Raw genomic sequence first — 23,559 nt, forward strand, 5'->3', positions numbered from 1 at the left:
CCAGATGCGTCAGGCCGTGGATTCGGCCGATGGCCGCGGGGGAATCAGTATGAGCGACCTCGATCCCGGAACTGCATCACGCTCCGGTCGTCGCGTTCCAAAACCCAAACCTAACGGCACGTCAGAGCCGGACTCCCGGCAAGAATTGCTGCTTGCGCTCCAGGCGATGCGCAGCGGCGATTTTTCGGTGCGCATGAGCGGCGACTATCTCGGCATCGACGGCAAGATCGCCGACACCTTCAACGAGATCATCGCGGCCAACCAGCGTATGGCCCAGCAGCTCGAGCTGGTCGGCCAGGTGGTCGGGCGCGAAGGCAAGACCCGTCAGCGCGTCAAGTTCGGCCTCGCCTCCGGCTCCTGGGCCGATATGGAAGGCTCCGTCAACACGCTGATCGACGATCTGCTCTGGCCGACGCGCGAGGTGACGCGCGCAGTGGCGGCCGTGGCGCAGGGCGACCTGCTTCAGACCGTCAAGCTCGACGTCGACGGCCGTCCGCTGCGCGGCGAATTCCTGCAATCGGCGACCATCGTCAACACGATGATCAAGCAGCTCGGCGTGTTCACCTCCGAAGTGACGCGCGTCGCGCGCGAGGTCGGCACCGAGGGCAAGCTCGGCGGCCAGGCCCAGGTGCCGGAGGTGACGGGCGTCTGGAAGGATTTGACCGAGAGCGTCAACTCGATGGCGAACAACCTGACCAACCAGGTTCGCAACATCGCGGAAGTGACGATCGCGGTCGCCAACGGCGACTTGTCCAAGAAGATCACCGTCGACGTGCGCGGCGAAATCCTTCAGCTCAAGGAAGCCATCAACACGATGGTGGACCAGCTGCGCTCGTTTGCCTCGGAAGTGACGCGCGTCGCCCGCGAAGTCGGCACCGACGGCAAGCTCGGCGGCCAGGCGATCGTGCCCGGCGTTGCCGGCACATGGAAGGACCTGACCGACTCCGTCAACGCGATGTGCGGCAACCTGACCGCACAAGTCCGCAACATCGCCAACGTGACGACCGCCGTGGCGCGCGGCGACCTTTCGCGCAAGATCACCGTGGACGTGCGCGGCGAGATCCTGGAGCTGAAGGACACCATCAACACCATGGTGGACCAGCTCAACTCGTTCGCCTCGGAAGTGACGCGCGTCGCCCGCGAGGTCGGCACCGAAGGCAAGCTCGGCGGCCAGGCCCAGGTGCCCGGTGTCGCCGGCACCTGGAAGGACCTCACCGACAACGTCAACTTCATGGCCTCGAACCTGACCGCGCAGGTCCGCAACATCGCCGACGTCGCGACCGCGATCGCGGGCGGCGATTTGTCGAAGAAGATCACGGTGAACGTCTCGGGCGAGATCCTTCAGCTGAAGGAGACGCTCAATACGATGGTCGACCAGCTGAACGCCTTCGCCGGCGAAGTCACGCGCGTCGCGCGCGAGGTCGGCACCGAAGGACGATTGGGCGGTCAGGCCAATGTGCTCGGCGTTGCCGGCACCTGGAAGGACCTCACCGAAAGCGTCAACTCGATGGCGTCGAACCTGACCGCGCAGGTCCGCAACATCGCCGAAGTGACGACGGCGGTCGCCGGCGGCGACTTGTCCAAGAAGATCACGGTGGACGTACGCGGCGAAATTCTGGAGCTGAAGGACACCATCAACACCATGGTGGACCAGCTCAACGCCTTCGCCGGCGAAGTCACGCGCGTGGCGCGCGAGGTCGGCACCGAAGGCAAGCTCGGCGGCCAGGCCCAGGTGACGGGCGTCGCGGGCACCTGGAAAGACCTCACGGACAACGTGAACTCGATGGCGGGCAACCTCACCGCCCAGGTCCGCAACATCGCCGAGGTCGCCACTGCGATTGCCGGCGGCGACCTGTCGCGCAAGATCACAGTGGACGTGCGCGGCGAGATCCTTCAGCTGAAGGACACGCTCAACACGATGGTCGACCAGCTCAACCGCTTCGCGGGCGAGGTGACGCGCGTGGCGCGCGAGGTCGGCACCGAAGGCCGCCTCGGCGGTCAGGCCAACGTGCCCGGCGTCGCCGGCACCTGGAAGGATTTGACGGACAGTGTGAACTCGATGGCGGGCAACCTCACCGCCCAGGTCCGCAACATCGCCGAAGTCACCACAGCCGTGGCGCGTGGCGACTTGTCGCGAAAAATCACCGTGGACGTGAAGGGCGAAATCCTCGAGCTGAAAAACACCATCAACACCATGGTGGACCAGCTCAATGCCTTCGCCGGCGAAGTCACGCGCGTCGCGCGCGAGGTCGGCACCGAAGGCAAGCTTGGCGGTCAGGCCGAAGTGTCCGGCGTCGCCGGCACATGGAAGGACCTCACCGACAACGTCAACTTCATGGCGTCGAACCTGACGGCGCAGGTCCGCAACATCGCCGAGGTCGCGACCGCGATCGCCGGCGGCGACCTGTCGAAGAAGATCACGGTGGACGTGCGCGGCGAGATCCTGCTGCTCAAGGACACCCTGAACACCATGGTGGAGCAGCTTCGCTCGTTCGCGGCCGAAGTGACGCGCGTGGCGCGCGAGGTCGGCACCGAAGGCCGGCTCGGCGGCCAGGCCGTCGTGCCCGGCGTCGGCGGCACCTGGAAGGACCTGACCGACAACGTCAATCTCTTGGCCGCGAACCTGACTACGCAGGTCCGCAACATCGCCGAGGTCACCACGGCCGTCGCGCGCGGCGACTTGTCCCGCAAGATCACCGTGGACGTGAAGGGTGAAATCCTTGAGCTGAAAAACACCATCAACACCATGGTGGACCAGCTCAACGCCTTCGCCGGCGAAGTCACCCGCGTGGCGCGCGAGGTCGGTACCGAGGGCGAGCTCGGCGGCCAGGCCCAGGTGCCTGGTGTGGCCGGCACATGGAAGGACCTCACCGACACCGTCAACTTCATGGCGGCGAACCTGACCGAGCAGGTCCGCGGCATCGTCAAGGTGGTGACGGCGGTCGCCAACGGCGACCTCAAGCAGAACCTCACCGTGAAGTCGAAGGGCGAGGTCGCCGCGCTCGCCGACACCATCAACAACATGACCGAGACGCTCGCGACGTTCGCCGACCAGGTGACGTCGGTCGCCCGCGAAGTCGGCGTCGAAGGCCGTCTCGGCGGTCAGGCCGACGTGCCTGGTGCTGCCGGCACCTGGAAAGACCTGACCGGCAACGTCAACCTTCTGGCGGCCAACCTCACCTCGCAGGTGCGCGCGATTGCGGAAGTGGCGACCGCAGTGACCAAGGGCGATTTGACGCCGTCGATCCAGGTTGACGCCCGCGGCGAACTCGCCGAGCTGAAAGACAACATCAACACGATGATCACGAACCTCCGTCTGACGACGGAGCTGAACACCGAGCAGGACTGGCTCAAGACCAACCTCGCCAAGTTCACCAACATGCTGCAGGGCCAGCGCGATCTCGCAACCGTCGGCCGGTTGCTGCTGACCGAGCTGTCGCCGCTGGTGAACGCCCACACCGGCGTGATCTACCAGGTCGAGAACGAAGACAATCCGCAGCTCCTGCTGCTCGCCTCCTATGCCGGCGACGGCGTCTATCCCTATCAGCGCGCGCTGCAATTCGGCGACGGCCTGATCGGCCAGTGCGCCGTCGACCGGCGTCCGCGCGTGGTCTCCGATATTCCCGCCGACGTGGTGCCGATCAACTCGGCGCTGCTGCGCGTCGCGCCGAAGAACCTCGTGGTGCTGCCGGTGCTGTTCGAGGGCCAGGTCAAAGCGGTGATCGAGCTCGCCTCGCTCACCTCGTTCACGACCTCGCAGATGACGTTCCTGGAGCAGCTCACCGACTCCATCGGCATCGTGCTTAATTCGATCGAAGCGACGATGCAGACCGAAGGCCTGCTCAAGCAATCGCAGCAGCTCGCCGGCGAGCTCCAGACCCAGCAGCGCGAATTGCAGCAGACCAACGACCAGCTCGAGCAGAAGGCGCAGCAGCTCGCCGAACGCAACGTCGAGGTCGAGCGCAAGAACCAGGAAATCGAGCAGGCCCGCCGCGCGCTCGAGGAAAAGGCGACCGAGCTCGCGCTGACCTCGAAGTACAAGTCGGAATTCCTGGCCAATATGAGCCACGAGCTGCGCACGCCGCTGAACTCGATCCTGATCCTCGGACAGCAGCTCACCGACAATCCGGACGGCAACCTCTCCGCCAAGCAGGTCGAATTCGCCCGCACCATCCACGGCGCCGGCACCGACCTGCTCAACCTCATCAGCGACATTCTCGATCTGTCCAAGATCGAGTCGGGAACGGTGACCGTCGACGCCGAGGAAATCCTCACCGCGAACCTGCTCGAGACGGTCGGGCGGCCGTTCCGGCACGAGGCGGAGAACCGCGGCCTGTCGTTCAAGATCGACGTCGACCCGAACCTTGCACGCAGCATCGTCACCGACTCCAAGCGGCTGCAGCAGGTGCTGAAGAACCTGCTCTCCAACGCCTTCAAGTTCACCGGCGAAGGCGAAGTCCGGCTGAAGGTCGCCGCCGCGATCGGCGGTTGGGGCCCCGATCACCCGGTCCTGAACTCCGCGCCGGCCGTGATCGCCTTCGAGGTCTCGGACACCGGCATCGGCATCCCCCTGGAGAAGCAGAAGCTGATCTTCGAGGCGTTCCAGCAGGCCGACGCGGGCACCAGCCGCAAATACGGCGGCACCGGTCTCGGCCTTGCCATCAGCCGCGAGCTGGCGAGCCTGCTCGGCGGCGAAATCCATCTGCGCAGCGCACCAGGCAAGGGCTCGACCTTCACGCTGTATCTGCCGCTGAAATATTCCGGCCCGACGCTGGCACCGCGCGCGCCCGCGGGGCAGCAATACAATCAGGCGCCTGCGCTACAGCCGGCGACAGCGGCGCCCGAACGCGTCATCGAGCAATTGCCCGACGACCGCCTCAACCTCGAGCCCGGCGACAGCATCCTCCTGATCGTGGAAGACGATCCGCATTATGCGCGGATTCTGGTCGATCTCGCGCGGGACAAGGGGTTCAAGGTTCTGGTCGCCGCGCGCGGCGCGGAGGCGCTTGAGCTCGCCAAACAATATCAACCGCGCGCCGTGTCGCTCGACGTGTTCCTGCCCGACATGCTCGGATGGACGGTGCTGAGCCAGCTCAAGCACAATCCGCTAACGCGCCACATCCCGGTGCAGATCATCACGCTCGACGAGGACCGCCAGCACGCGCTGGCACGCGGCGCCTTCTCCTTCGTCAACAAGCCGACGACGACCGAGGGCGTTGCCGCGGCGCTGACGCAGATCAAGGAATATGCGAGGCCGCGACGCAAACGGCTGCTGATCGTCGAAGACAACGAGGCCGAGCAGCTGTCGATCCGCGAGCTGCTGCATCACGACGACATCGAGATCGTCACCACCGACACCGGCGCGGGCGCACTTTCGACCCTTCGCGAACAGCCGTGCGATTGCGTGGTGCTCGACCTGCGCCTGCCCGACATGAGCGGCTTCGAGGTGCTGGACCAGATCCGCCGCGACGACGCCCTCTTGAACGTCCCGGTCGTCGTGTTCACCGGTCGCGAGCTGTCGGCGGAGGAAGATGCCGAGCTCCACACCATGGCGCGGAGCATCGTCGTCAAGGGCGTGGAATCGCCCGAACGCCTGCTCGATGAAACCGCGCTGTTCCTGCACCGCGTGATCACTGAGCTGCCGGTCGAGAAGCAGCGCATGCTGGAGAAGCTCAACAGTTCCGACGAGGACCTGATCGGCAAGACCGCGCTGCTGGTCGACGACGACGCCCGCAACATCTTCGCGCTGTCGAGCGTGCTGGAACGGCGCGGCATGAAGGTGCTGACGGCGACCACCGGGCGCGAGGCAGTGACGCTGGTCGAATCCAACCCCGAAATCGCCATCGTGCTGATGGACATCATGATGCCGCAGATGGATGGCTATCAGACCATCGGCGTGATCCGGGAGAACCCGGCCTTCCTGCGCCTGCCGATCATCGCGCTGACAGCGAAGGCGATGAAGGGCGACCGCGAGAAATGCCTGGAGGCAGGAGCCTCCGATTATCTCGCCAAACCCGTCAACACCGATCAATTGCTGCTTGCAATCCGCATGTGGCTGCACCGTTGAGTTTGGATCCGAGAATGGACCACGAAAAGGTCAACATCCTCCTCGTCGACGACCAGCCGGCCAAGCTGCTCGCCTACGAGGTGATCCTGAAGGAACTCGGTGAGAACCTCGTGATCGCCTCGTCCGGCCGGGACGCGCTGGAGGTGCTGCTCAAGACCGAGATCGCCGTCATTCTGGTCGACGTCTGCATGCCCGAGCTCGACGGCTTCGAGCTCGCCGCCATGATCCGCGAGCATCCGCGGTTCCAGAAGACCGCGATGATCTTCATTTCGGCCATTCAGGTCAGCGACATCGACCGCTTGCGCGGCTACGAGATGGGGGCGGTCGACTACGTGCCGGTGCCTGTCATCCCGGAAGTACTGCGCGCCAAGGTCAAGGTGTTTGCCGAGCTCTATCGCAAGACGCGCGAGCTTGAGCGGCTGAACCAGGATCTGGAGGATCGCGTCCGCGCCCGCACGGCCGAGCTGGAGAATTCCACCGCCAAGCTGCGCGAGAGCGAAGAACGGCGGACCATGGCGATCGCCGCCGGCAAGATGGGCTCGTGGGACTGGGATTGGGTCAATGGCGACTGGATGTGGGACGAAGGCCAGTACCGCATTTTTGGCGTGACGCCGGAAAGCTTCAACGTCACATCGGCAAACGTCCAGGCGCTGCTGCATCCTGACGATGCCGATCAGTTCGGCCACGCCATTGCCGCGTTCAACACCGGCTCCCATGCCTATGAAGGCGAGTTTCGCATCTGTCGCCCCGATGGCGAGGTGCGCTGGTGCGTCGGCACGGCGGCCGCAACGGTCGATGGCAACGGCCGCGTCGTGCGGGTGAGCGGCGTCACCGTCGATATCACCGAACGCAAGCGCGCCGAGGAACGGCAGAACCTGCTGGCGCGCGAGGTCGATCATCGCGCCAAGAATGCGCTGGCGCTGGCGCAATCGATCGTACGCCTCACCCGCGCCGACGAGGTCAAGGCTTACGTCAACGCGGTCGAGGGGCGGATCAATGCGCTCGCGCGCGTGCACACGATCCTGTCGTTGTCGAGCTGGCAGGGCGCCGAGCTCTCCAAGCTGATTGAGGAGGAACTGGCGCCCTACTCGCTTGGCGGACAGATCAAGCTTGCGGGTCCCGAAGTGCAATTGCTGCCGGCGACCGCGCAGACGCTGGCCCTCGCTCTGCACGAGCTCTTCACCAACTCGGCCAAGTATGGCGCGCTCTCGACACGATCAGGACGGCTCGCGATCGGCTGGCAATCCGAGAACGATCTCCTCACCTTGACGTGGGACGAAACCGGCGGGCCGCTGGTCAGGACGCCAATGTCGCGCGGCTTCGGGACGAGAAGCCTGCTCGCCAGCGTTGAATCCCAGCTTGGCGGACAGGCGCAATTCGATTGGCGTTCAGAGGGCCTGCTCTGCCGTCTCGAAGTCCCCTTGACGCGCAGAAGCGCAGCGACGCAGGACAAGTTCGAGCCCAGCAGATCTCCCGAGCTTCAGCGCGCGTCGGGTTAACCCGACGCGGCAACTTTCAGTCGCCGAAACGACCGCGGTTCATCGGCAATGCGGCCTTCGAGCCAGGCTTCCGTTTGCGCCAGATCGCGCAGCGCCCTTGCATAGCTGCGGGCTGCGCTGCGGTCTGCGCCGTGCGGCAGCTTTCGCGCCTTGCGCAATATGTCGGCCGCCGCGTTGCGGTAAGCCAGCGAACGGTAGAGAAAGACGACCTTACCCATAGCTGATGTTCCCGTGTTGCTGGCGTACATCCTCGCAAGGCCGGCATGAACGTCGGATGAAGCGGCCGATGACAAATCATTCATGCACAATGGAACCCGCAATGACGACGCGCGTTGCATGCCAAATCGAGCAGTTCCATGCGCGCAAAAAAGTCGCCCAACAGGTCGCCGAGTCTGATTTCTCCCACCGGCGTGATCAAGCTGATGACCCATGCGATGATGGGCGCGGCACTCGGCCTGGTGTTCACGCTCGCACTCATTCTAGCCAATCCTGCGGTTGCAGAATTGCTGAACCATGGCGGCCGTGCGGCGGGATTCGTGCTCGTTGCAACGATGGTGACGACGTTTGCCATCGGTGCCTCGTTGACGGGCGTGGTGTTCATCCTCAACGAGGACAAGGATTCTTGAAGCGAGCGTGAAGCGCGCGGAACGAATTTATTCGGAACTCCTGCGACAAATGGCGGTTGGCTCCTGCGTCAATTCAACTCAGGGAGTTCCCTCACATGAAGACGACCAGACTCGCTCTCGCCGTGATGTTGGCAACCGGCCTCGCCGCCGCTCCGTTCGCCGCGCAAGCCAAGTCGCACAAAAAGCATCATTCCTCCATGTCGCAGACGACGACGGGCGCCAACATGAAGTCCAAGGGCAGCGAACCCACGCCCCAAGGTGGCACCACTCCCGGCGGCGATCAGGGCGGCATGACCAAGCCCCAGAACGGAATGAGCAAGTAAGCGCAACTCAGCGTAAACAAAAGCCTCGCGGCGACGCGGGGCTTTTCGTTGCGTGTTCGCAGACCTCACCGCCACATCGTCGGCGCGCGGATCAGGGCGTCTCGCCCCGCCCGCTGCAGATCCTCCGGTGAGCAGCTATCCTGGCGTGCAGTCGCACGCAATCTCATCGCAACGCGCGCGCGCGTCGTCGCATCCCACGGCGGTACGTCTGCGCAGACTTCATCGAGCACCGCTTGCAGCAGGGCGGTCATTTCGGCATCCGGCATGGACGAGCTCCGGCATGTCGCGTTGCGCGACCGCTTTAGCTGCGTCGGATGTCAGGGATGTTAAGGGGGGAGGCAGAGCTCGTCTTGACGAGATGGTCGAGCTGCGCCCGCTTGCGCGCGATCAGGAGCTGCGCGGTGGCGTGGTCGAGGCCTTCCCGCTGCAATTGCCGGATCGCAGAGCCCAATTCGAGGATCTCGGCGCGCAGTCTCAGGATCCGGTAGGTGTCCGGGTCTTCCTCCACGACCAGCCTCCACCCTTGTACGCCTCAGCGGCGTACTGGCCTGCTCTCGGTCTTCAGCGGACGCAGACGCACCCGGGCGCGGATGTCGGGCAACACCTCGCCGCCGCCCGCGGCCTTCCATTCGCTGATCAGCAGGTTGATTTTCCGGCGTAGGTCGAGCTGCGCCTGGGCTCCTTCGGTGCACTCGCGTCCGCGATTGACAAGATCGCGCACGGACGCTTCGACATCGGCCATCTCCGGCCTCAAGACGCTGATTTTACGTCGAATTTCATTAATTCTGTTGTCCATGGCTTGTTAGAACAAAATAAGAACATATAGTCAAGTCACGAAATCAGGATGGAGGGTGACATGCAGGTTCAGGGTAAATACGACGCCAAGGCTTTTCTGATGGAGCAGATGACGCGGGCGCAGGGGCTGCGGCTGAAGCGGCTGAGCGAAGAGGCCTACCAGCCCGCGCAATATGATCGCGATCTGTCCTCTGCCGAAGCCGCACGCCGCATCCAGGTCCTGGAAGCGGAGATCGAGCTCGCGAACTCTTTCTAAGGAGTCGCGCACCGCACGCTTTTGGAACGTTGGGTCAGCACTCCTGTTCTCTTCCAGAGCCATGGGAGAGAGCTGATGGCACGCAAGGCAAAGAAGCGCCGCTATTCACGCAGCTCCGGCAGCGATGTCGAGAGCGAGATGCGCCGCTACAAAAAGGGCACCGCCAAGAGCGGACGCGGCGGTCGGGGCGGACGCGTGAAGAGCCGCAAGCAGGCGATTGCGATCGGCCTGTCAAAAGCGCGTAAGAAGGGCAAGAAGGTGCCGAAGAAGGCGTCGAAGCGAAAGACGTCCAAAAAGAAGACGAGCAGGAAGAGCTCGAAGCGCAAATCCTCCAAGCGGTAAGGTTGACCGCCGTCAGATCATGCTGCCGGGCATGAAGCAGCGGATCGAAACGCCAAACACCGTCTTGACCGGCCAGACCATGGTGCGGCCGGCCCGGTTTGGCTCGGTGATCACGGCTTCGTCGGGGACGTCGACCCACTCTCCATCGAGCCGTACCCGGTAATGACCATTATGCGAGTCCCAATCGGGATCGGCGACGGCAACGCCGTCGGCATCCGAGCAGCACGGACCAAGATGGCTGCGCAAGCTGTCGAACCAGGGTTTGAGCGGCGAGTCGGTGAAGCGACCGTCGTCGCGACCCAGGGCGCTTCCGCTCGACAACAGGAAAGGCGCGACGAGCAGCGCAAGCTTCAGCGAGAGCTTCAATCGATCCATGTCGGCACCGATCAAATGCGAACCACCGGCCGGTTCCACAAAGCGGCCGGACGTCCGAAGTTCCACTCCTGCAATTTGCCTCCACGGCTTCATTGCCGCCGAAGCACAACAGTATTCCGAAGTCTGACGAGCGAACGCGGCTTTTTCGGACGAACCCGTCATCATTGCTGCCGTTAACGCGAATGTTATCGGTGGCCTGTGGGTATCTCGCAGGCGCGCACGAAAAAGGCGGCCCTTGGGGGCCGCCTTTTGAATTTGCCATCAGGCACGCAAGGTCAGGCGAGCGGCACCGCGACGAACCGGGTCGCCTCGGCATTCTTCACCTGCAACAGCACGCTGTTCTTGCCGGACGATTTGGCTTGCGCCAGCTCGGAGCGGACCTCGCCGACATTGGCGACGGGTTTGCCGCCGACATTGAGGATCACGTCGCCGGTCTGGATGCCACGCTGCGCTGCCGGTCCCTGCGGATCGACTTCGGTGACCACGACGCCTTTCTGTCCGGCGCCCTGGACTTCGCCGGCGGGCGCCAGGCTGAGGCCGAGACGCGGCGTACCGGGCGTCTGTTGCATCTTGCCGTCGTCGGCCTTGGCCTGCCGCTCGTTCGGCAGTTCGCCAAGCGCCAGCGTTACCGTCTTGCTGTCGCCCTTGTGGACGACGTCGAGCTTCACCGAGGTCCCCGGCGCGAGCCCGGCAATCGTGCGGGCGAGATCGCGGGAGTCCTTGATCGCGGTGCCGTTGACGGCGGTGATCACGTCGCCCGCCTCGATGCCGGCCTTCGCCGCCGGGCTGCCGTCCTGCGGATTGTCGACGATCGCGCCGCGTGCCGCCTTCAGGCCGAGGCTGTCGGCGATCTCCGCGGTCACCGGCTGCACCTGGACGCCGAGCCAGCCGCGCGTGACGGCGCCCTTGTCCTTGAGCTGCGCGACGACGAGCTTTGCCGTCGAGGCGGGAATGTCGAAGCCGATGCCGACCGATCCGCCCGAGGGCGAATAGATCGCAGTGTTCACGCCAATGACGTTGCCGTTCATGTCGAAGGCCGGACCGCCGGAATTGCCCTTGTTGATCGGCGCATCGATCTGGATGAAGTCGTCATAGGGGCCATTGCCGATGTCGCGGCCGCTGGCCGAGACAATGCCTGCTGTCACGGTGCCGCCGAGGCCGAACGGGTTGCCGACCGCGACCACCCAGTCGCCGATCCGCGGCTTCTGATCAGAGAATTTGACGAACGGAAAGTCCTTCTTGCCGTCGACCTTGATCAGCGCGAGATCGGTTTTCGGATCGGTGCCGACCACCTTGGCGGTGTAGATCGTGCCGTCGTCCATCGTCACCTGCACGGACTCAGCGTGATCGACGACGTGGTTGTTGGTCACGGCATAGCCATCGGCCGAGATGAAGAAGCCGGAGCCCTCGCCCGTGATCATCTGGTGATGCTGGCGCGGCATGCCGTTCATGCCGCCTGGACCGCGGAAGCCGAACTGCCGCGAGAACTGGTCGAACGGGGAATCCTCGTCCTGGTCCATCCGGTTCTGTTGCAGCATCGCGCTCTTGTCGTTGTCCTGGTCGATCTTCACACGCACCGAAATGACGGCCGGCTTGACCTTGCTGACGAGGTCACCGAAGCCCGGCGGGGTCGTGGCGCTTTCAGCAGCCTGGGCAGGGGAGATCAGGGAGGACACGCCAAAATGCGTGGAAGCGGGAGAAGCAGCCAGCATGGCCACGCCGAGCGCGGCCACGGTGCCGAGGAGTGCCAGCCGGCGCGGCTTCAGAATTCTCGAGGCCTTGGTGGTGTCGGAATTGACGGGATCTTTCATGTCGAAATGTCCATGTTGGGTAAGTCGCCTTGCCCACAATATGGAGAGCGTCACCTTACGACGTCCCGTCCACGCGATTAAATCTTGGCAAAGAAAGTGCGGCGGGCAGCCGCAGGGAAAATCCCAACGCGCATTTGATGCAGCTCAACGCGAGCCCTGCGGGCAGTGAAACACTGCAGTCATCGGATGACGTCCGCCGGAGGCATTGCCATGTACAAAGACATTCTCGTCCATATCCCGACCGAAAGACCGATGCGCGCCGTCATCGACGGCTCGATCTCGCTCGCAGCCAGCCTCAATGCCCATGTCGATGCAGTCGCGGTCGGCTATGTCGCAAGCACTGCGGCCTACGTGATGGAAGGCGGTGCTGCCGTGGCGGCCGTGTTCGAGATGGAACGCGAGCGCGCGGTGGAACGGGCCGAAGCCGCACTGGCCGTCTTCAGGAGCGAGGCGGGGAACGCGGATATCTCCTGCACCTGCCACCCGCTCGGCGCGATTCCGGTGGATGCAGCCGGTTCGCTCGGCGAGATGGCGCGGCTGCATGACCTCAGCGTCGTGCTTCAACCGGATCCCGAGCAGGTCACGTTCGACAACGATATCCCTCGCGAGATCCTGTTCCAGGCTGGCGGCCCCGTCCTGTTCCTGCCCTACACCTTCCGCGGGAACTTCAAGGCGAAGCGAATCGGCATCTGTTGGGACGGCAGCCGCGTCGCGGCCCGCGCGCTCCGCGATGCAGCAACATTCCTCGCCCGCGCCGATGATATCGCGATCATCGCGATCAACGAGGACGACGCCGCTCCCGGCGTCTCGGCAAACAATCTGGCCAAGCATCTCGGACGACGCGGCCTCTCGCCTCGCATGATCGGCCTGTCGGCCACGCGCGCCGATATCCAGCCGACCATCCTGTCACTGGCAGCCGATGAAAACCTCGATGTGCTGGTGATGGGTGGCTACGGCCATTCCCGATTGCAGGAGCGCTTTCTCGGCGGCGTCACCCGCGCCATGCTGGATGCCATGACGATCCCGACGCTGATGTCGCACTAGCGAAGACGGAAGCGGCCGCCATTACGCGGCCGCGGAAGTCTCCCACGCCGCGGCGGCGATTTGGTCTTCTTCGCGCTGGGCATTGCACGCCTCGAAATGCGCCTTCAGCGCGATCTCGGCGAGATATTCGAAATGTTCGGCCTGACCGAGCAGCTGCCAGTTCTGCAGCGGCCGATAGGCAGCCTGTTGGCGACAGAGGGACGCCAACGCGCGGTAGCGACGTACGTTCTCCATAAGACCTCCCTCGCATTCACACCGGGCTTATTGCCCTGATTTGCGTCAGGCCGATGGCGGTTGTGCAAAACATTTTCTGCGCGTACGGCCCGTTAACCTTGGTTAACTCCAGAAAAATGTGCAGACGCCCATTGGTTCCAATCGGCGAACCCGCTCTTGAAGTTTACCATATTTTTAGGCGTAGCGGCGGCGTTCGACGTTGATGCCGATCAAACCGAAATGATGTTCGATCGGCTCCGGCCGCCCGATCAGATAGCCCTGCATTTCCTCGCAGGCCTCGCGTTCCAGGAAGGCGCGCTGCGCGTCCGTCTCCACCCCTTCGGCGACAACAGGGATGTGCAGGGCGTGTGCGAGACTCAACACCGCCCGGACGATTTCGGCCGATTGCGGCGTCGCCTCGAGGTTGGAAATGAAACTGCGATCGATCTTGATCTTGTCGAACGGGAACGACTGCAGATAGGACAGCGATGAGTACCCTGTGCCGAAATCGTCCATCGCAATCCGGATGCCGAGCGCCTTCAGCCGCCGCAGCAGGTTGAGCGCGCGGGTAAAATCGCCGATCAGCACGCCCTCGGTGATCTCAACCTCGAGCCGCGTCGGCGACAATCCGGTCTCCAGCAGGATCTGGTGGATGGACCGTTCGAGATCGCCGGCCTGAAACTGGACCGGCGACAAATTGACCGCGACCTGCAAGGGCCGCGGCCAGGAGGCCGCTTCCCGGCACGCTTCCCGCAGCACCCATTCACCGATCGTGATGATCAGCCCGTTTTCCTCGGCGAGCGGAATGAACTGGTCCGGCGGCACGAAACCGCGCGTCGGATGGTTCCAGCGTACCAGCGCCTCGAAGCCGATGATCTCGCCATCCATCCGGGCCTGCGGTTGGAAGTAGACCAGGAGCTGGTTCTGCTCCACTGCCTGCCGCAAATCGTGCTGCAACAGCCGGCGGTCGCGCAGTTCGCGGTCCATCTCGGTTTCAAAGAAACAGACCCTTCCCCGCCCCTCGCGCTTGGCGCGATAGAGTGCGGAATCAGCGTTGGCAAGCAGCGTCGCTGCATCCACACCGTCATCAGGATAGACCGCGATGCCGATGCTCAGGCCGACATGGGATAGGAAATCGTCGACCTCGAGCTCATTGCCGATCGCCTCGACCATGCGCTCGGCGAGCGAGAGCACGTCTTCGCGCCTGATATCGTCGGGCATCAGGATCATGAACTCGTCACCGCCAATGCGGGCGACAAAGGCGCCGTCAGCCTCCGCGACAAGACGCTCGCCGGCGGCGCGCATCATCATATCGCCGACGGGATGGCCAAACACGTCGTTGACATCCTTGAAGCGATCGAGGTCGAGGCTGAGGACCGCAAAGCTGGTCGACGCCTCCTGCGCTCGCTCCAGCCGTTCGGCCAGCGCGGTATTGAAGGCGCTGCGGTTCGGCAAATCCGTGAGCGCATCGTGATGGGCCAGATGGCTGATCCGCGCCTCGTTGGTGATCCGTTCGGTGACATCCTCGATGACCCCGATCAGATATTGCGGCGCGCCGTTCCCATCGCGGACCAGTAGCTTGCGCGAATTGACCACGCGGTCGGGACCGTTGACGCCGACTTCGAGCCGGTGCCCTTCCAGGAACATCGGCGTGCCGCTATCGACGACACGGCGATCCTGTTCGGTGACGATGCGGGCGATATCGTCGGGAAAGATCTGCTCCGGGGTCTTGCCCAGCATCTCCTGGCGGGGCATGCCGTAATACTCTTCTCCGGCGCGGTTGAGCAGGATGTAGCGCGAGTCTCGCGCATCCTTGGCGAACACCGCAATGGGGATGTTCTCGATGATGCCGTCGAGAAATTCGCGTGCCCGCAACAGGTCCTGCTCGGCGCGCCTGTGCGTTTGCTCAAGCTCCTCGATCATCAGCTTGATCGCACGATCGGTCCGTCTGCGATCTCGATCGCTCTCCTCATAGGCCGCGCTGACGAGCTCGCTGAGCTTCGTGATGTCGACCTGCCCGGATTCGTCCGTCGCTTGTCTGATCTGCCTTGCCAGCAGGCGATGCACGGTCACGCGGCCGCCTCCGCGATGACAGTGACAGTCATGGTCTGGTTGTGCAGCTCGCAGCGGCCGGCCGCCGCGGGCGGCGCGATCTCGCCATAGGAGTAGAAGCCGATGCGGGTGACGTCGTCGCCGAGCTCGGCGGCGACCGCATCGAGCTCGTCCTGGGTGCGCTGTCCCATCACCTTGCGACGGCCGGTGCAGCTCACGAGGATCGCAAGCTTGTCGCCCACGACCTCGTCGGCAAGGGCGCTACGCGCCTGTCGCCCTGCCTCCCCCGCACCTGCGGCGAGGCTATCGAAATTGGCGCGCATCAATTGCGCAGTGCATCCCTCCGGAATATCGGCCGCAAATGTCAGCGTCCCGGCATCGCGATCCACCGCGAACACGGAGCGCACGATCTGCCGCTCCGGTGCGGCCTCGTCGTGAATACGCAAGGGAAACGCAAGGCCCGAGCCCGGCATCGCCGCGGCCTCCTCCTCGCCGAGATAACGGGTGTAAAGGTCGAGCGGCGGCTCGCCGTCGAGCTCGACCACGACGGGGCCGTCCGATTTCGTCACCTTGCGACGCGGGCCGAACACGTCCCAGCCGCCGGCGCAGCCATGTGCGAAGCGGAAGGACGCACCATAGAAGCCGATCGCGGCAATCTGGTTCGGCTGCGGCTCGCTGTTGGCGCCGACCAGGGTCTGCTCGAGCCTGGTCCCGTCGCCGGCAAGGCCACCGGTCACCGACATCTCGGGTCCAAGTATCTCGGTGATACCAGCAATCAGTTCACTGCCGTTCACGTTCAATCCCTCGGAGAGAACGAAGACGCCGGCGAGATCCGGCGCCGCCAGCTCGCGGGCGAAACGCATGCCGCACGCGCGCGATGCCTCGCGGGATTCGATCGTCTCGTTCACCACCCGTAACTGTGTCCGGTCGAAATGCAGGGCGACGGCCACGATGACGTCGTCGGCGACGTCGTCGCCATGAATCTGGCCACCCGTGCTGCAACCGACGATGTGGCTGTCGGGATAAAAGGCGCGCAGCTCGCGATAGCGCTCGCCGCCCGCCAGTCCCTCACGGCTGCCGAAATAAAGCACGAGCTGAGGCGGCTCGCGCAGGGCACTCGCTCCGCGCCAGCCGTGGGCAGCATTCCAGTGGCGATATTGAATCTGCATCCCGCGCTCTCTGCGGTCCTTGAACCACAGATTGTGACGTCGCGCATTGCGTCGGCGTTAATCCAGCGCCTGCTTTGCCGCCGTTGGTTACCCCGGCATGAAGGCCGCGGCCCATTCGCAACCAATTCCCCGTAGGAGCCCGGAGAAGCGCCGCATGTGCGCGCGGTGCCTCCGTAGTCTACCGGACGAGCACGCGTTCTCCGGCGCGCACCGGCTGCGCGGAACTATCATGCCGTTTCGGAACCAGGCCGGCCTCGGCGGCGGTTCTGATGGCCGCGATGTTGGCGGCATAGTCGGCACTGTTGTTGCCGCGGAACACCGCGGAACCGGCCACAAGCGTATCGGCACCGGCGGCTGCGATCGCAGTGGCATTGTCGCGCGTGACACCGCCGTCAACCTCGAGCCGGATCGGCCGCTCGCCGATCATGTTGCGGATGCGTGCGATCTTCTCGAGCTGGGAACCGAGGAACGATTGTCCGCCGAAGCCCGGATTGACCGTCATCACCAGCACGAGGTCGAGACGATCAAGCACATATTCGATCGCGCTCTCGGGCGTTGATGGACACAGGCTGACGCCGGCCTTCTTGCCGAGCGCGCGAATCGCCTGGAGCGAACGGTCGAGATGCGGGCCGGCCTCTGCATGAACAGCAATGACGTCGGCGCCCGACTTTGCGAACGCCTCGAGATAGGGATCGACAGGCGCGATCATCAGATGCACGTCGAAGATCTTCTTCGTCATCGGCCGGATCGCCTTGATGATCTCGGCACCGAAGCTGATGTTCGGGACGAAGTGCCCGTCCATGACGTCGCAATGGATCCAGTCGGCGCCAGCGGCGTCGATGGCCGCGATCTCCTCGCCAAGACGCGCGAAATCCGCCGCCAGGATCGACGGGGCTATGATGATCTCCCGGGTCATGGCTTTTCGCTCCCTACATCCGTTCCACCGCTGAAGACACGGCTCGCCAGAACGTCCACGGGATCGATGGTTTCGAGATCGGCGACGTCAAGGATGCGGTCGAGATCCGACACCAAACGGTCGGCCTGGCGCAGGCGGATACGGTCGACCGCGTTGCGGATCGAGCGGGCGTTGGAGAAGAACGGCTGGGTCCGCCGGAGCGCAATGTATCTCTCGAACGCCTCGCGTGCCGCCGCCGAGAAGCGATAGCCGCGTTCCCTCAGCATCAGCTCGGCGATGACCTGCAGCTCGGCTTCCGCATAATCAGGAAATTCGATGTGATGGGCGATGCGCGAGCGGAAGCCGGGATTTGAGCCGAAGAACTTCGTCATACGCTCGCCATAGCCGGCGAGGATCACGACAAGGTCTTCGCGCTGGTTCTCCATGACCTGGAGCAGGATCTCGATCGCCTCCTGGCCGTAATCGCGCTCATTGTCGGGGCGGTGCAGATAATAGGCCTCGTCGATAAACAGCACGCCGCCCATCGCCTTCTTCAGGATCTCTTTGGTCTTGGGCGCGGTGTGGCCGATATATTGCCCGACCAGATCGTCACGCGTCACCGAAATCACCTGTCCGCGTCGCACGAAGCCAAGCCCGTGCAGGATCTTTGCCATGCGCAGCGCCACGGTGGTCTTGCCGGTGCCGGGATTGCCGGTGAACGACATGTGCAGCGTCGGCGGCGCCGAGGCGAGCCCCGCACGCTGCCGGATGCGTTCGATCAGCAACAGCGAAGCAATCTGGCGCACGCGACTCTTGACCGGCTTCAGCCCGATCAGCTCGCGTTCGAGCTGTTGCAGGGTATCGGTGATGCCGGCCGCCTCGGCCTCCTTGCGGAGATCGAACTGGGTTTCGTTCGGCCCTGATGTCGTGACGGCGTGGGGAACGTCGAGCATGGCTAGCCTCGAAGAAAGGAGCTTCGCCGCGGGGGGAGCGGCGAAGCAGTGGTCCGCCAAGGAAACGGAGCAGGGAGCGCTCCGCGCGGATAAGGAGTGGCTATTGCGAGGCGTGGGCCGCCGGCTTGCGCACGGTGGTGTAGCGTATCGCGCGGCCACCGACCTCCTGCCGCACCAGCTCGAACTCGGCCTCCTGCGGCGGCCGGTTGACGATGAACGAGATCCGCACCGATTCCCAGCCGTGGCTCGAGTCGAAACCGCTGATGCGGATATAACGATCGCCATACACCCTGCGGCACTCGGCGAGCTCCATCATCACGCCGGCGGCGTCCTGGAGATCGAACATCGGCAGGCCCCACATCTCCCAATAGGTGTTGCGGGGATGCGGATCGTCGGTGAACTCAATGTTCACCGCCCAGCTGTTGGCGAGGCAATACTGCACCTGCTTGTAGATCTGGTCGTCAGTGAGATCAGGCAGGAACGAGAAGCAGCCCTGGGTCAACTTCATGATGGTTCTCCTCAAACCGTTTCCAGCGCCGTCGGCACGAAGTCCGGCGTGTCGGTGGATTGATAGTTGAAGGTGACGTCCTTCCAGACCTCGAGCGCGGACTTCAGCGGCGTGCAGGTCTGCGCCGCTTTGGCCAGGATCTCCGGACCTTCATGGACGTAGTCGCGACCCTCGTTACGGGCGAGGATCATCGCTTCCAGCGCGACGCGGTTGGCGATTGCGCCGGCCGCGATGCCCATGGGATGGCCGATGGTGCCGCCGCCGAATTGCAGCACGACATCCTCGCCAAGCAGATCGAGCAACTGGTGCATCTGGCCGGCATGAATGCCGCCGGAGGCAACCGGCATCATCTTGTTCAGGCTCGCCCAGGACTGGTCAAAGAAGATGCCGTGCTCGAGCCTGGTCGGGTTGAACTCCTCACGGCAGACGTCGTAATAGCCGCGCGTGGTGTTGGGATCGCCTTCGAGCTTGCCGACCACCGTGCCGGCATGGATGTGATCGACCCCGGCGAGCCGCATCCATTTGGCAATGACGCGGAACGAGACGCCGTGGCTTTTCTGCCGCGTATAGGTCGAGTGACCGGCGCGATGCAGATGCAGGATCATGTCGTTGCGTCGCGCCCATTTCGCCATGGACTGGATCGCGGTGTAGCCGATCACGAGGTCGATCATGACGATGCAGGAGCCGAGTTCCTTGGCGAACTCCGCCCGCTCGTACATGTCCTCCATCGTAGCAGCGGTGATGTTCAGATAGGTCCCCTTGACCTCGCCGGAGGCGGCCTGCGCGCGGTTCACGGCCTCCATGCAATAGAGGAATCGATCACGCCAGTGCATGAAGGGCTGCGAGTTGATGTTCTCGTCGTCCTTGGTGAAGTCCAGCCCGCCCTTCAGCGCCTCGTAGACGACGCGGCCGTAGTTGCGGCCGGAAAGTCCGAGCTTCGGCTTGACGGTTGCGCCGAGCAGCGGCCGGCCGAACTTGTCGAGCCGCTCGCGCTCGACCACGATGCCGGTCGCCGGCCCCTGGAACGTCTTCACATAGGCGACAGGGAAACGCATGTCCTCCAGCCGCAGCGCCTTCAGCGGCTTGAAGCCGAACACGTTGCCGATGATCGACGCCGAGAGGTTCGCGATCGAGCCCGGTTCGAACAGGTCGAGATCGTAGGCGATGTAGGCGAAGTACGAGCCAGGCGTGCCCGGCACCGGATCGACGCGATAGCATTTTGCGCGATATTTCTCCGCGGCGGTCAAACGATCGGTCCAGACCACCGTCCAGGTCGCCGTCGAGGACTCACCGGCGACCGCCGACGACGCCTCGATCGGGTCGACGCCATCCTGCGGCGTGACGCGGAACAGCGCGATGACGTCGGTGTCCTTCGGCGTGTATTCGGGCTCCCAATAGCCCATGCGCGCGTATTCCATCGTGCCCGAGCGATAGCGCTCTTTGCCGCGGACCGTTCCAGCATGTGCATTCATGGCTCTCTCCTGCTCTTCTCTCTCAATGTCTAGGCGGCGACGGGCTCGCGGGGGGCGATCCGCGGATCGAGCTCGCCGGCGCGGTAGCGCCGCGCCATCTCGCTCATCGGGATGACCTTGATCCTGCTGGCATGGCCGGCGGTATTGAACTGCTCGAAGCGTTCGCGGCAGAGCGCGCGCATTGCATCCATCGCAGGTTTCAGGAATTTGCGCGGATCGAACTCGGAGCGCGCTTGCGCGGCCACTTTGCGGAACACGGCCGTCATCGCCAGGCGACAATCGGTGTCGATGTTGACCTTGCGGACGCCGCTCTTGATGCCGCGCACGATCTCCTCGACAGGCACGCCCCAGGTCTGCGGCATCTCGCCGCCGAACTGATTGAACATGTCCTGGAGCGGCTGCGGCACCGAGGATGAGCCGTGCATCACCAGATGCGTATTCGGCAATCGGCGGTGGATCTCCTCGACCACCCGCATCGCCAGGATATCGCCGTCGGGCTTGCGGCTGAACTTGTAGGCGCCGTGCGAGGTGCCCATCGCGATCGCGAGCGCATCGACCTCGGTGGCGCGGACGAAATCGACGGCCTGATCAGGATCGGTCAAGAGCTGGTCGTGGCTGACCTTGCCCTCGACGCCGTGGCCATCCTCCTGCTCGCCGCCGCCATGCTCGAGCGAGCCGAGCACGCCGAGCTCGCCTTCGACGGAGGCCCCGACCCAATGGGCGAGATCGACGACGCGGCGGGTGATCGCGACGTTGTAGTCGTAATCGGCCGCCGTCTTGGCATCGGCCTTGAGCGAGCCGTCCATCATCACCGAGGTGAAGCCGTGGGCGATGGCGGAGGCGCAGGTCGCCTCGTCATTGCCGTGGTCCTGATGCATGCAGAGCGGGATATCAGGATAGGTCCGCTCCAGCGCGTCGATCATGTGCGAGAGCATGAGGTCGCCGGCATAGCTGCGCGCGCCGCGCGAGGCCTGGATGATGACAGGCGCGTCGACTTCGGCCGCGGCCTGCATGATCGCGATGCCCTGCTCCATATTGTTGATGTTGAACGCCGGCACCGCGTAGCCATGGGACGCGGCGTGATCGAGTAATTGGCGAAGGGTGATACGGGCCACGGGACGTCCTCCTTATTGGCGCTTGCGGGCGATTGCCCGGCGGGCGGCTTCCGCAATGCTTTGCGGCGTGATGCCGAATTCGCGGTACAGCACTGGCGCCGGGGCCGAGGCGCCGAAGCCGCGCATGCCGACGAACTCGCCGTCAGGGCCGATCCAGCGATGCCAATCTCCGGCGACGGCCGCCTCGATGCCGACGCGGGGTGCGGTGCCGAGCACGGCGGCGCGGTAATCGTCCGGCTGTTCCTCGAACAGCGCGAAGCACGGCGCGGACACAACAGCCGCACGGACATGCTCGGTCGCAAGCAGGCGGGCAGCATCCAGCGCGATCGAGACCTCCGAGCCTGTCGCCATCAGCGTGACGTCGCGGCCGCCGTCCGGCGAAACAATCAAATAGGCGCCGCGCCTGACACGATTCTTGCCGCGGACATCGCTGCGAAAGGTCGGCAGGGCTTGCCGCGACAGGCACAGCACGGACGGACGATCTTCGCTCGTGAGTGCGCAATCCCAGGCTTCGAGCGTCTCGACGGCGTCTGCCGGACGGAACACAAGCAGGTTGGGAATGACGCGGAGCGCCGCGAGATGCTCGACCGGCTGATGCGTCGGCCCGTCCTCGCCGAGCCCGATGGAGTCATGGGTCATCACATGGATGACCCGCAGCCGCATCAAGGCCGCAAGACGGATCGCCGGACGACTGTAGTCGGAGAAGGCGAGGAACGTGCCGCCATAGGGAATGAAGCCGCCATGCAACGCGAGGCCGTTCATCGCCGCAGCCATGCCATGCTCGCGAATGCCGTAGTGGATGTAGTTACCGGCAAACGCATCACGCTTGACGGGCGTCTGGGCCTTGGCGTGCGTCAGGTTCGAATGCGTCAGATCCGCGGAGCCGCCGACAAATCCGGGAATGGTCCCGGCGATGCCGTCGAGCACCTGTTGCGAGGCCTGCCGCGTCGCGAGCTTGGGACGCTCGGTGGCAAAGCGCTCGCGCAATTTCGCCGACGCCCGGGCATAGGCGTCCGGCAGGGCAACCGACTTGCCCTCGATGAAGAGCTCACGCTGCTCCGGCGTCGCGTCTTCGTAACGATCGAGCCAGGCGAGGCGATCCACCTGCCCGCGCTGCCCGATCATCCGCCACGCCTTCGCGACGGTGACAGGCACCACGAAGGGCTGATAGTCCCAGCCGAGCGCCCGCCGCGCCGCCGCGGTCTGCTCGGTGCCGAGCGGCGCACCATGCGCCTTTTCGGTGCCCTGACGGTCCGGCGCGCCGTAGCCGATGATGGTGCGGCAGGCGATCAGCGACGGCTTTGCGGTTTCGCGCTCATCTGCGATCGCCTGCGCGACCGCTTCGGGATCGTGTCCGTCGACGCGACGCACCGACCAGCCGGAGGCGGCGAAGCGCGTGAGCTGGTCATCGGAGGTCGCGAGCGACGTCGGCCCGTCGATCGAGATGCCGTTGTCGTCGAACAGCACGATCAGACGGCCGAGCCCGAGATGGCCGGCGAGCGAGATCGCCTCCTGGCTGATGCCTTCCATGAGACAGCCGTCGCCAGCGATCACATAAATGAAGTGGTCGACGAGGCCGTCGCCGTGCCGCGCATTGGCCATGCGCTCGGCGAGCGCCATGCCGACAGCGGTCGCAATCCCCTGCCCGAGCGGACCGGTCGTGGTCTCCACACCGGGCGTGTGACCATATTCGGGGTGACCCGGCGTCTTCGAGCCCCATTGCCGGAAGGCCTTGATGTCATCGAGGCTGACATCGCCACCGGTCAGATGCAGCAATGCGTAGAGCAGCATCGAGCCGTGGCCCGCCGAAAGGACAAAACGGTCGCGGTCCGGCCAATTTGGATGCGCCGAGTCGAATTTGAGGAAGCGCGAGAACAGCACGGTCGCGACATCGGCCATGCCCATGGGTAGGCCGGGATGGCCTGACTGCGATGTCTCGATGGCATCGACCGCGAGGAAGCGGACGGCGTTGGCGAGATCGCTGTGCGCGACGGCCGTGAGGTCGGCGTCGGCATGAACCGAGATGTTCATCAGATCCTCCTTG

The 23,559-nt window shown here is 64.3% G+C and carries 22 protein-coding genes; 7 read left to right on the forward strand and 15 right to left on the reverse strand.

Going from position 1 to position 23,559, the window contains the following annotated elements; translation table 11 throughout:
- Positions 1-49 precede the first annotated feature (49 nt).
- Positions 50-6,067, forward strand: coding sequence for a HAMP domain-containing protein (locus tag Q0687_RS11335; protein ID WP_298876146.1), 6,018 nt, complete (start codon positions 50-52; stop codon positions 6,065-6,067).
- Between the two features lie 14 nt (positions 6,068-6,081).
- Positions 6,082-7,566: an HWE histidine kinase domain-containing protein gene (locus Q0687_RS11340; protein ID WP_298876149.1), complete on the forward strand. Its 1,485-nt coding sequence runs from the start codon at positions 6,082-6,084 to the stop codon at positions 7,564-7,566.
- Here Q0687_RS11340 and Q0687_RS11345 read toward each other — a convergent pair.
- Entirely contained in the window at positions 7,563-7,904 is a 342-nt protein-coding gene (locus tag Q0687_RS11345; protein ID WP_298876152.1) for a hypothetical protein, read from the reverse strand. The two genes, Q0687_RS11340 and Q0687_RS11345, sit on opposite strands and share 4 nt — an antisense overlap.
- 18 nt (positions 7,905-7,922) lie before the next feature.
- Here Q0687_RS11345 and Q0687_RS11350 point away from each other — a divergent pair, with 18 nt between their 5' ends.
- Both Q0687_RS11350 and Q0687_RS11355 read left to right on the forward strand, forming a co-directional pair.
- The gene (locus tag Q0687_RS11350) at positions 7,923-8,192 is read left to right on the forward strand and encodes a hypothetical protein (protein WP_298876155.1); all 270 of its coding nucleotides are present in this window, start codon (positions 7,923-7,925) and stop codon (positions 8,190-8,192) included.
- Between the two features lie 95 nt (positions 8,193-8,287).
- Positions 8,288-8,515 (forward strand): hypothetical protein, encoded by a 228-nt coding sequence (locus Q0687_RS11355; RefSeq protein WP_298876158.1) that lies wholly within the window; start codon positions 8,288-8,290, stop codon positions 8,513-8,515.
- 65 nt (positions 8,516-8,580) lie between these two features.
- Here the strand turns inward: Q0687_RS11355 and Q0687_RS11360 are convergent, their stop codons facing one another.
- The 3 genes from Q0687_RS11360 to Q0687_RS11370 are packed head-to-tail and all read right to left on the reverse strand — an operon-like array spanning position 8,581 to position 9,257.
- On the reverse strand, positions 8,581-8,781 hold the full coding sequence (locus Q0687_RS11360; RefSeq protein WP_298876162.1) for a hypothetical protein: 201 nt from the start codon (positions 8,779-8,781) through the stop codon (positions 8,581-8,583).
- Positions 8,782-8,816: 35 nt separating this feature from the next.
- Entirely contained in the window at positions 8,817-9,023 is a 207-nt protein-coding gene (locus Q0687_RS11365; protein ID WP_298876165.1) for a hypothetical protein, read from the reverse strand.
- A 24-nt stretch (positions 9,024-9,047) separates the two neighbouring features.
- A complete protein-coding gene (locus Q0687_RS11370; protein WP_298876168.1) occupies positions 9,048-9,257 on the reverse strand; it encodes a hypothetical protein in 210 nt (69 codons plus the stop codon).
- A 114-nt stretch (positions 9,258-9,371) separates the two neighbouring features.
- On the opposite strand from Q0687_RS11370, the gene Q0687_RS11375 reads away from it, so the two are divergent.
- Complete coding sequence (locus Q0687_RS11375; RefSeq protein ID WP_298876171.1) at positions 9,372-9,566, forward strand: DUF3072 domain-containing protein; 195 nt, start codon at positions 9,372-9,374, stop codon at positions 9,564-9,566.
- A 75-nt stretch (positions 9,567-9,641) separates the two neighbouring features.
- Entirely contained in the window at positions 9,642-9,908 is a 267-nt protein-coding gene (locus Q0687_RS11380) for a DUF6496 domain-containing protein (protein ID WP_298876173.1), read from the forward strand.
- A 12-nt stretch (positions 9,909-9,920) separates the two neighbouring features.
- On the opposite strand, the gene Q0687_RS11385 is transcribed toward Q0687_RS11380, so the two are convergent.
- The gene (locus Q0687_RS11385) at positions 9,921-10,283 is read right to left on the reverse strand and encodes a hypothetical protein (RefSeq protein ID WP_298876261.1); all 363 of its coding nucleotides are present in this window, start codon (positions 10,281-10,283) and stop codon (positions 9,921-9,923) included.
- Positions 10,284-10,558: 275 nt separating this feature from the next.
- Complete coding sequence (locus Q0687_RS11390) at positions 10,559-12,094, reverse strand: Do family serine endopeptidase (RefSeq protein WP_298876176.1); 1,536 nt, start codon at positions 12,092-12,094, stop codon at positions 10,559-10,561.
- Between the two features lie 210 nt (positions 12,095-12,304).
- Between Q0687_RS11390 and Q0687_RS11395 the strand changes: the two genes are divergently transcribed.
- A complete protein-coding gene (locus Q0687_RS11395) occupies positions 12,305-13,138 on the forward strand; it encodes a universal stress protein (protein WP_298876179.1) in 834 nt (277 codons plus the stop codon).
- A 21-nt stretch (positions 13,139-13,159) separates the two neighbouring features.
- Here the strand turns inward: Q0687_RS11395 and Q0687_RS11400 are convergent, their stop codons facing one another.
- The 9 genes from Q0687_RS11400 to tkt all read right to left on the reverse strand — a co-directional run bounded on the left by Q0687_RS11400 (position 13,160) and on the right by tkt (position 23,546).
- Positions 13,160-13,372: a hypothetical protein gene (locus Q0687_RS11400; protein WP_298876182.1), complete on the reverse strand. Its 213-nt coding sequence runs from the start codon at positions 13,370-13,372 to the stop codon at positions 13,160-13,162.
- 174 nt (positions 13,373-13,546) lie between these two features.
- Positions 13,547-15,424: an EAL domain-containing protein gene (locus tag Q0687_RS11405; RefSeq protein ID WP_298876184.1), complete on the reverse strand. Its 1,878-nt coding sequence runs from the start codon at positions 15,422-15,424 to the stop codon at positions 13,547-13,549.
- A complete protein-coding gene (locus tag Q0687_RS11410; protein WP_298876187.1) occupies positions 15,421-16,572 on the reverse strand; it encodes an FIST N-terminal domain-containing protein in 1,152 nt (383 codons plus the stop codon). The genes Q0687_RS11405 and Q0687_RS11410 overlap by 4 nt, the downstream gene beginning before the upstream one ends.
- A 178-nt stretch (positions 16,573-16,750) precedes the next feature.
- A complete protein-coding gene (rpe, locus tag Q0687_RS11415) occupies positions 16,751-17,488 on the reverse strand; it encodes a ribulose-phosphate 3-epimerase (RefSeq protein WP_298876192.1) in 738 nt (245 codons plus the stop codon).
- Positions 17,485-18,420, reverse strand: a complete 936-nt coding sequence (gene cbbX, locus Q0687_RS11420) for a CbbX protein (RefSeq protein WP_298876194.1) — start codon at positions 18,418-18,420, stop codon at positions 17,485-17,487. Before cbbX ends, rpe begins: the two co-directional genes overlap by 4 nt.
- A gap of 100 nt (positions 18,421-18,520) precedes the next feature.
- Positions 18,521-18,928: a ribulose bisphosphate carboxylase small subunit gene (locus Q0687_RS11425; RefSeq protein WP_298876196.1), complete on the reverse strand. Its 408-nt coding sequence runs from the start codon at positions 18,926-18,928 to the stop codon at positions 18,521-18,523.
- Between the two features lie 11 nt (positions 18,929-18,939).
- Positions 18,940-20,400 (reverse strand): form I ribulose bisphosphate carboxylase large subunit, encoded by a 1,461-nt coding sequence (locus tag Q0687_RS11430; protein ID WP_298876199.1) that lies wholly within the window; start codon positions 20,398-20,400, stop codon positions 18,940-18,942.
- Positions 20,401-20,429: 29 nt separating this feature from the next.
- Positions 20,430-21,515 (reverse strand): class II fructose-bisphosphate aldolase, encoded by a 1,086-nt coding sequence (gene fba, locus Q0687_RS11435; protein ID WP_298876202.1) that lies wholly within the window; start codon positions 21,513-21,515, stop codon positions 20,430-20,432.
- A 12-nt stretch (positions 21,516-21,527) separates the two neighbouring features.
- Entirely contained in the window at positions 21,528-23,546 is a 2,019-nt protein-coding gene (tkt, locus tag Q0687_RS11440; RefSeq protein ID WP_298876207.1) for a transketolase, read from the reverse strand.
- Positions 23,547-23,559 lie beyond the last annotated feature (13 nt).

Origin of the sequence: uncultured Bradyrhizobium sp. (assembly GCF_936928535.1) — a bacterium.
Lineage (GTDB): Bacteria > Pseudomonadota > Alphaproteobacteria > Rhizobiales > Xanthobacteraceae > Bradyrhizobium.

Excerpts from the sequence above, each read along its gene's own strand:
- Q0687_RS11335 (WP_298876146.1), top strand. The coding sequence starts at position 50 with ATGAGCGACCTCGATCCCGGAACTGCATCACGCTCCGGTCGTCGCGTT.
- Q0687_RS11340 (WP_298876149.1), top strand. The coding sequence starts at position 6,082 with ATGGACCACGAAAAGGTCAACATCCTCCTCGTCGACGACCAGCCGGCC.
- Q0687_RS11345 (WP_298876152.1), bottom strand. The coding sequence starts at position 7,904 with ATGCAACGCGCGTCGTCATTGCGGGTTCCATTGTGCATGAATGATTTG.
- Q0687_RS11350 (WP_298876155.1), top strand. The coding sequence starts at position 7,923 with ATGCGCGCAAAAAAGTCGCCCAACAGGTCGCCGAGTCTGATTTCTCCC.
- Q0687_RS11355 (WP_298876158.1), top strand. The coding sequence starts at position 8,288 with ATGAAGACGACCAGACTCGCTCTCGCCGTGATGTTGGCAACCGGCCTC.
- Q0687_RS11360 (WP_298876162.1), bottom strand. The coding sequence starts at position 8,781 with ATGCCGGATGCCGAAATGACCGCCCTGCTGCAAGCGGTGCTCGATGAA.
- Q0687_RS11370 (WP_298876168.1), bottom strand. The coding sequence starts at position 9,257 with ATGGCCGATGTCGAAGCGTCCGTGCGCGATCTTGTCAATCGCGGACGC.
- Q0687_RS11375 (WP_298876171.1), top strand. The coding sequence starts at position 9,372 with ATGCAGGTTCAGGGTAAATACGACGCCAAGGCTTTTCTGATGGAGCAG.
- Q0687_RS11380 (WP_298876173.1), top strand. The coding sequence starts at position 9,642 with ATGGCACGCAAGGCAAAGAAGCGCCGCTATTCACGCAGCTCCGGCAGC.
- Q0687_RS11385 (WP_298876261.1), bottom strand. The coding sequence starts at position 10,283 with ATGGATCGATTGAAGCTCTCGCTGAAGCTTGCGCTGCTCGTCGCGCCT.
- Q0687_RS11390 (WP_298876176.1), bottom strand. The coding sequence starts at position 12,094 with ATGAAAGATCCCGTCAATTCCGACACCACCAAGGCCTCGAGAATTCTG.
- Q0687_RS11395 (WP_298876179.1), top strand. The coding sequence starts at position 12,305 with ATGTACAAAGACATTCTCGTCCATATCCCGACCGAAAGACCGATGCGC.
- Q0687_RS11400 (WP_298876182.1), bottom strand. The coding sequence starts at position 13,372 with ATGGAGAACGTACGTCGCTACCGCGCGTTGGCGTCCCTCTGTCGCCAA.
- Q0687_RS11410 (WP_298876187.1), bottom strand. The coding sequence starts at position 16,572 with ATGCAGATTCAATATCGCCACTGGAATGCTGCCCACGGCTGGCGCGGA.
- rpe (WP_298876192.1), bottom strand. The coding sequence starts at position 17,488 with ATGACCCGGGAGATCATCATAGCCCCGTCGATCCTGGCGGCGGATTTC.
- cbbX (WP_298876194.1), bottom strand. The coding sequence starts at position 18,420 with ATGCTCGACGTTCCCCACGCCGTCACGACATCAGGGCCGAACGAAACC.
- Q0687_RS11425 (WP_298876196.1), bottom strand. The coding sequence starts at position 18,928 with ATGAAGTTGACCCAGGGCTGCTTCTCGTTCCTGCCTGATCTCACTGAC.
- Q0687_RS11430 (WP_298876199.1), bottom strand. The coding sequence starts at position 20,400 with ATGAATGCACATGCTGGAACGGTCCGCGGCAAAGAGCGCTATCGCTCG.
- tkt (WP_298876207.1), bottom strand. The coding sequence starts at position 23,546 with ATGAACATCTCGGTTCATGCCGACGCCGACCTCACGGCCGTCGCGCAC.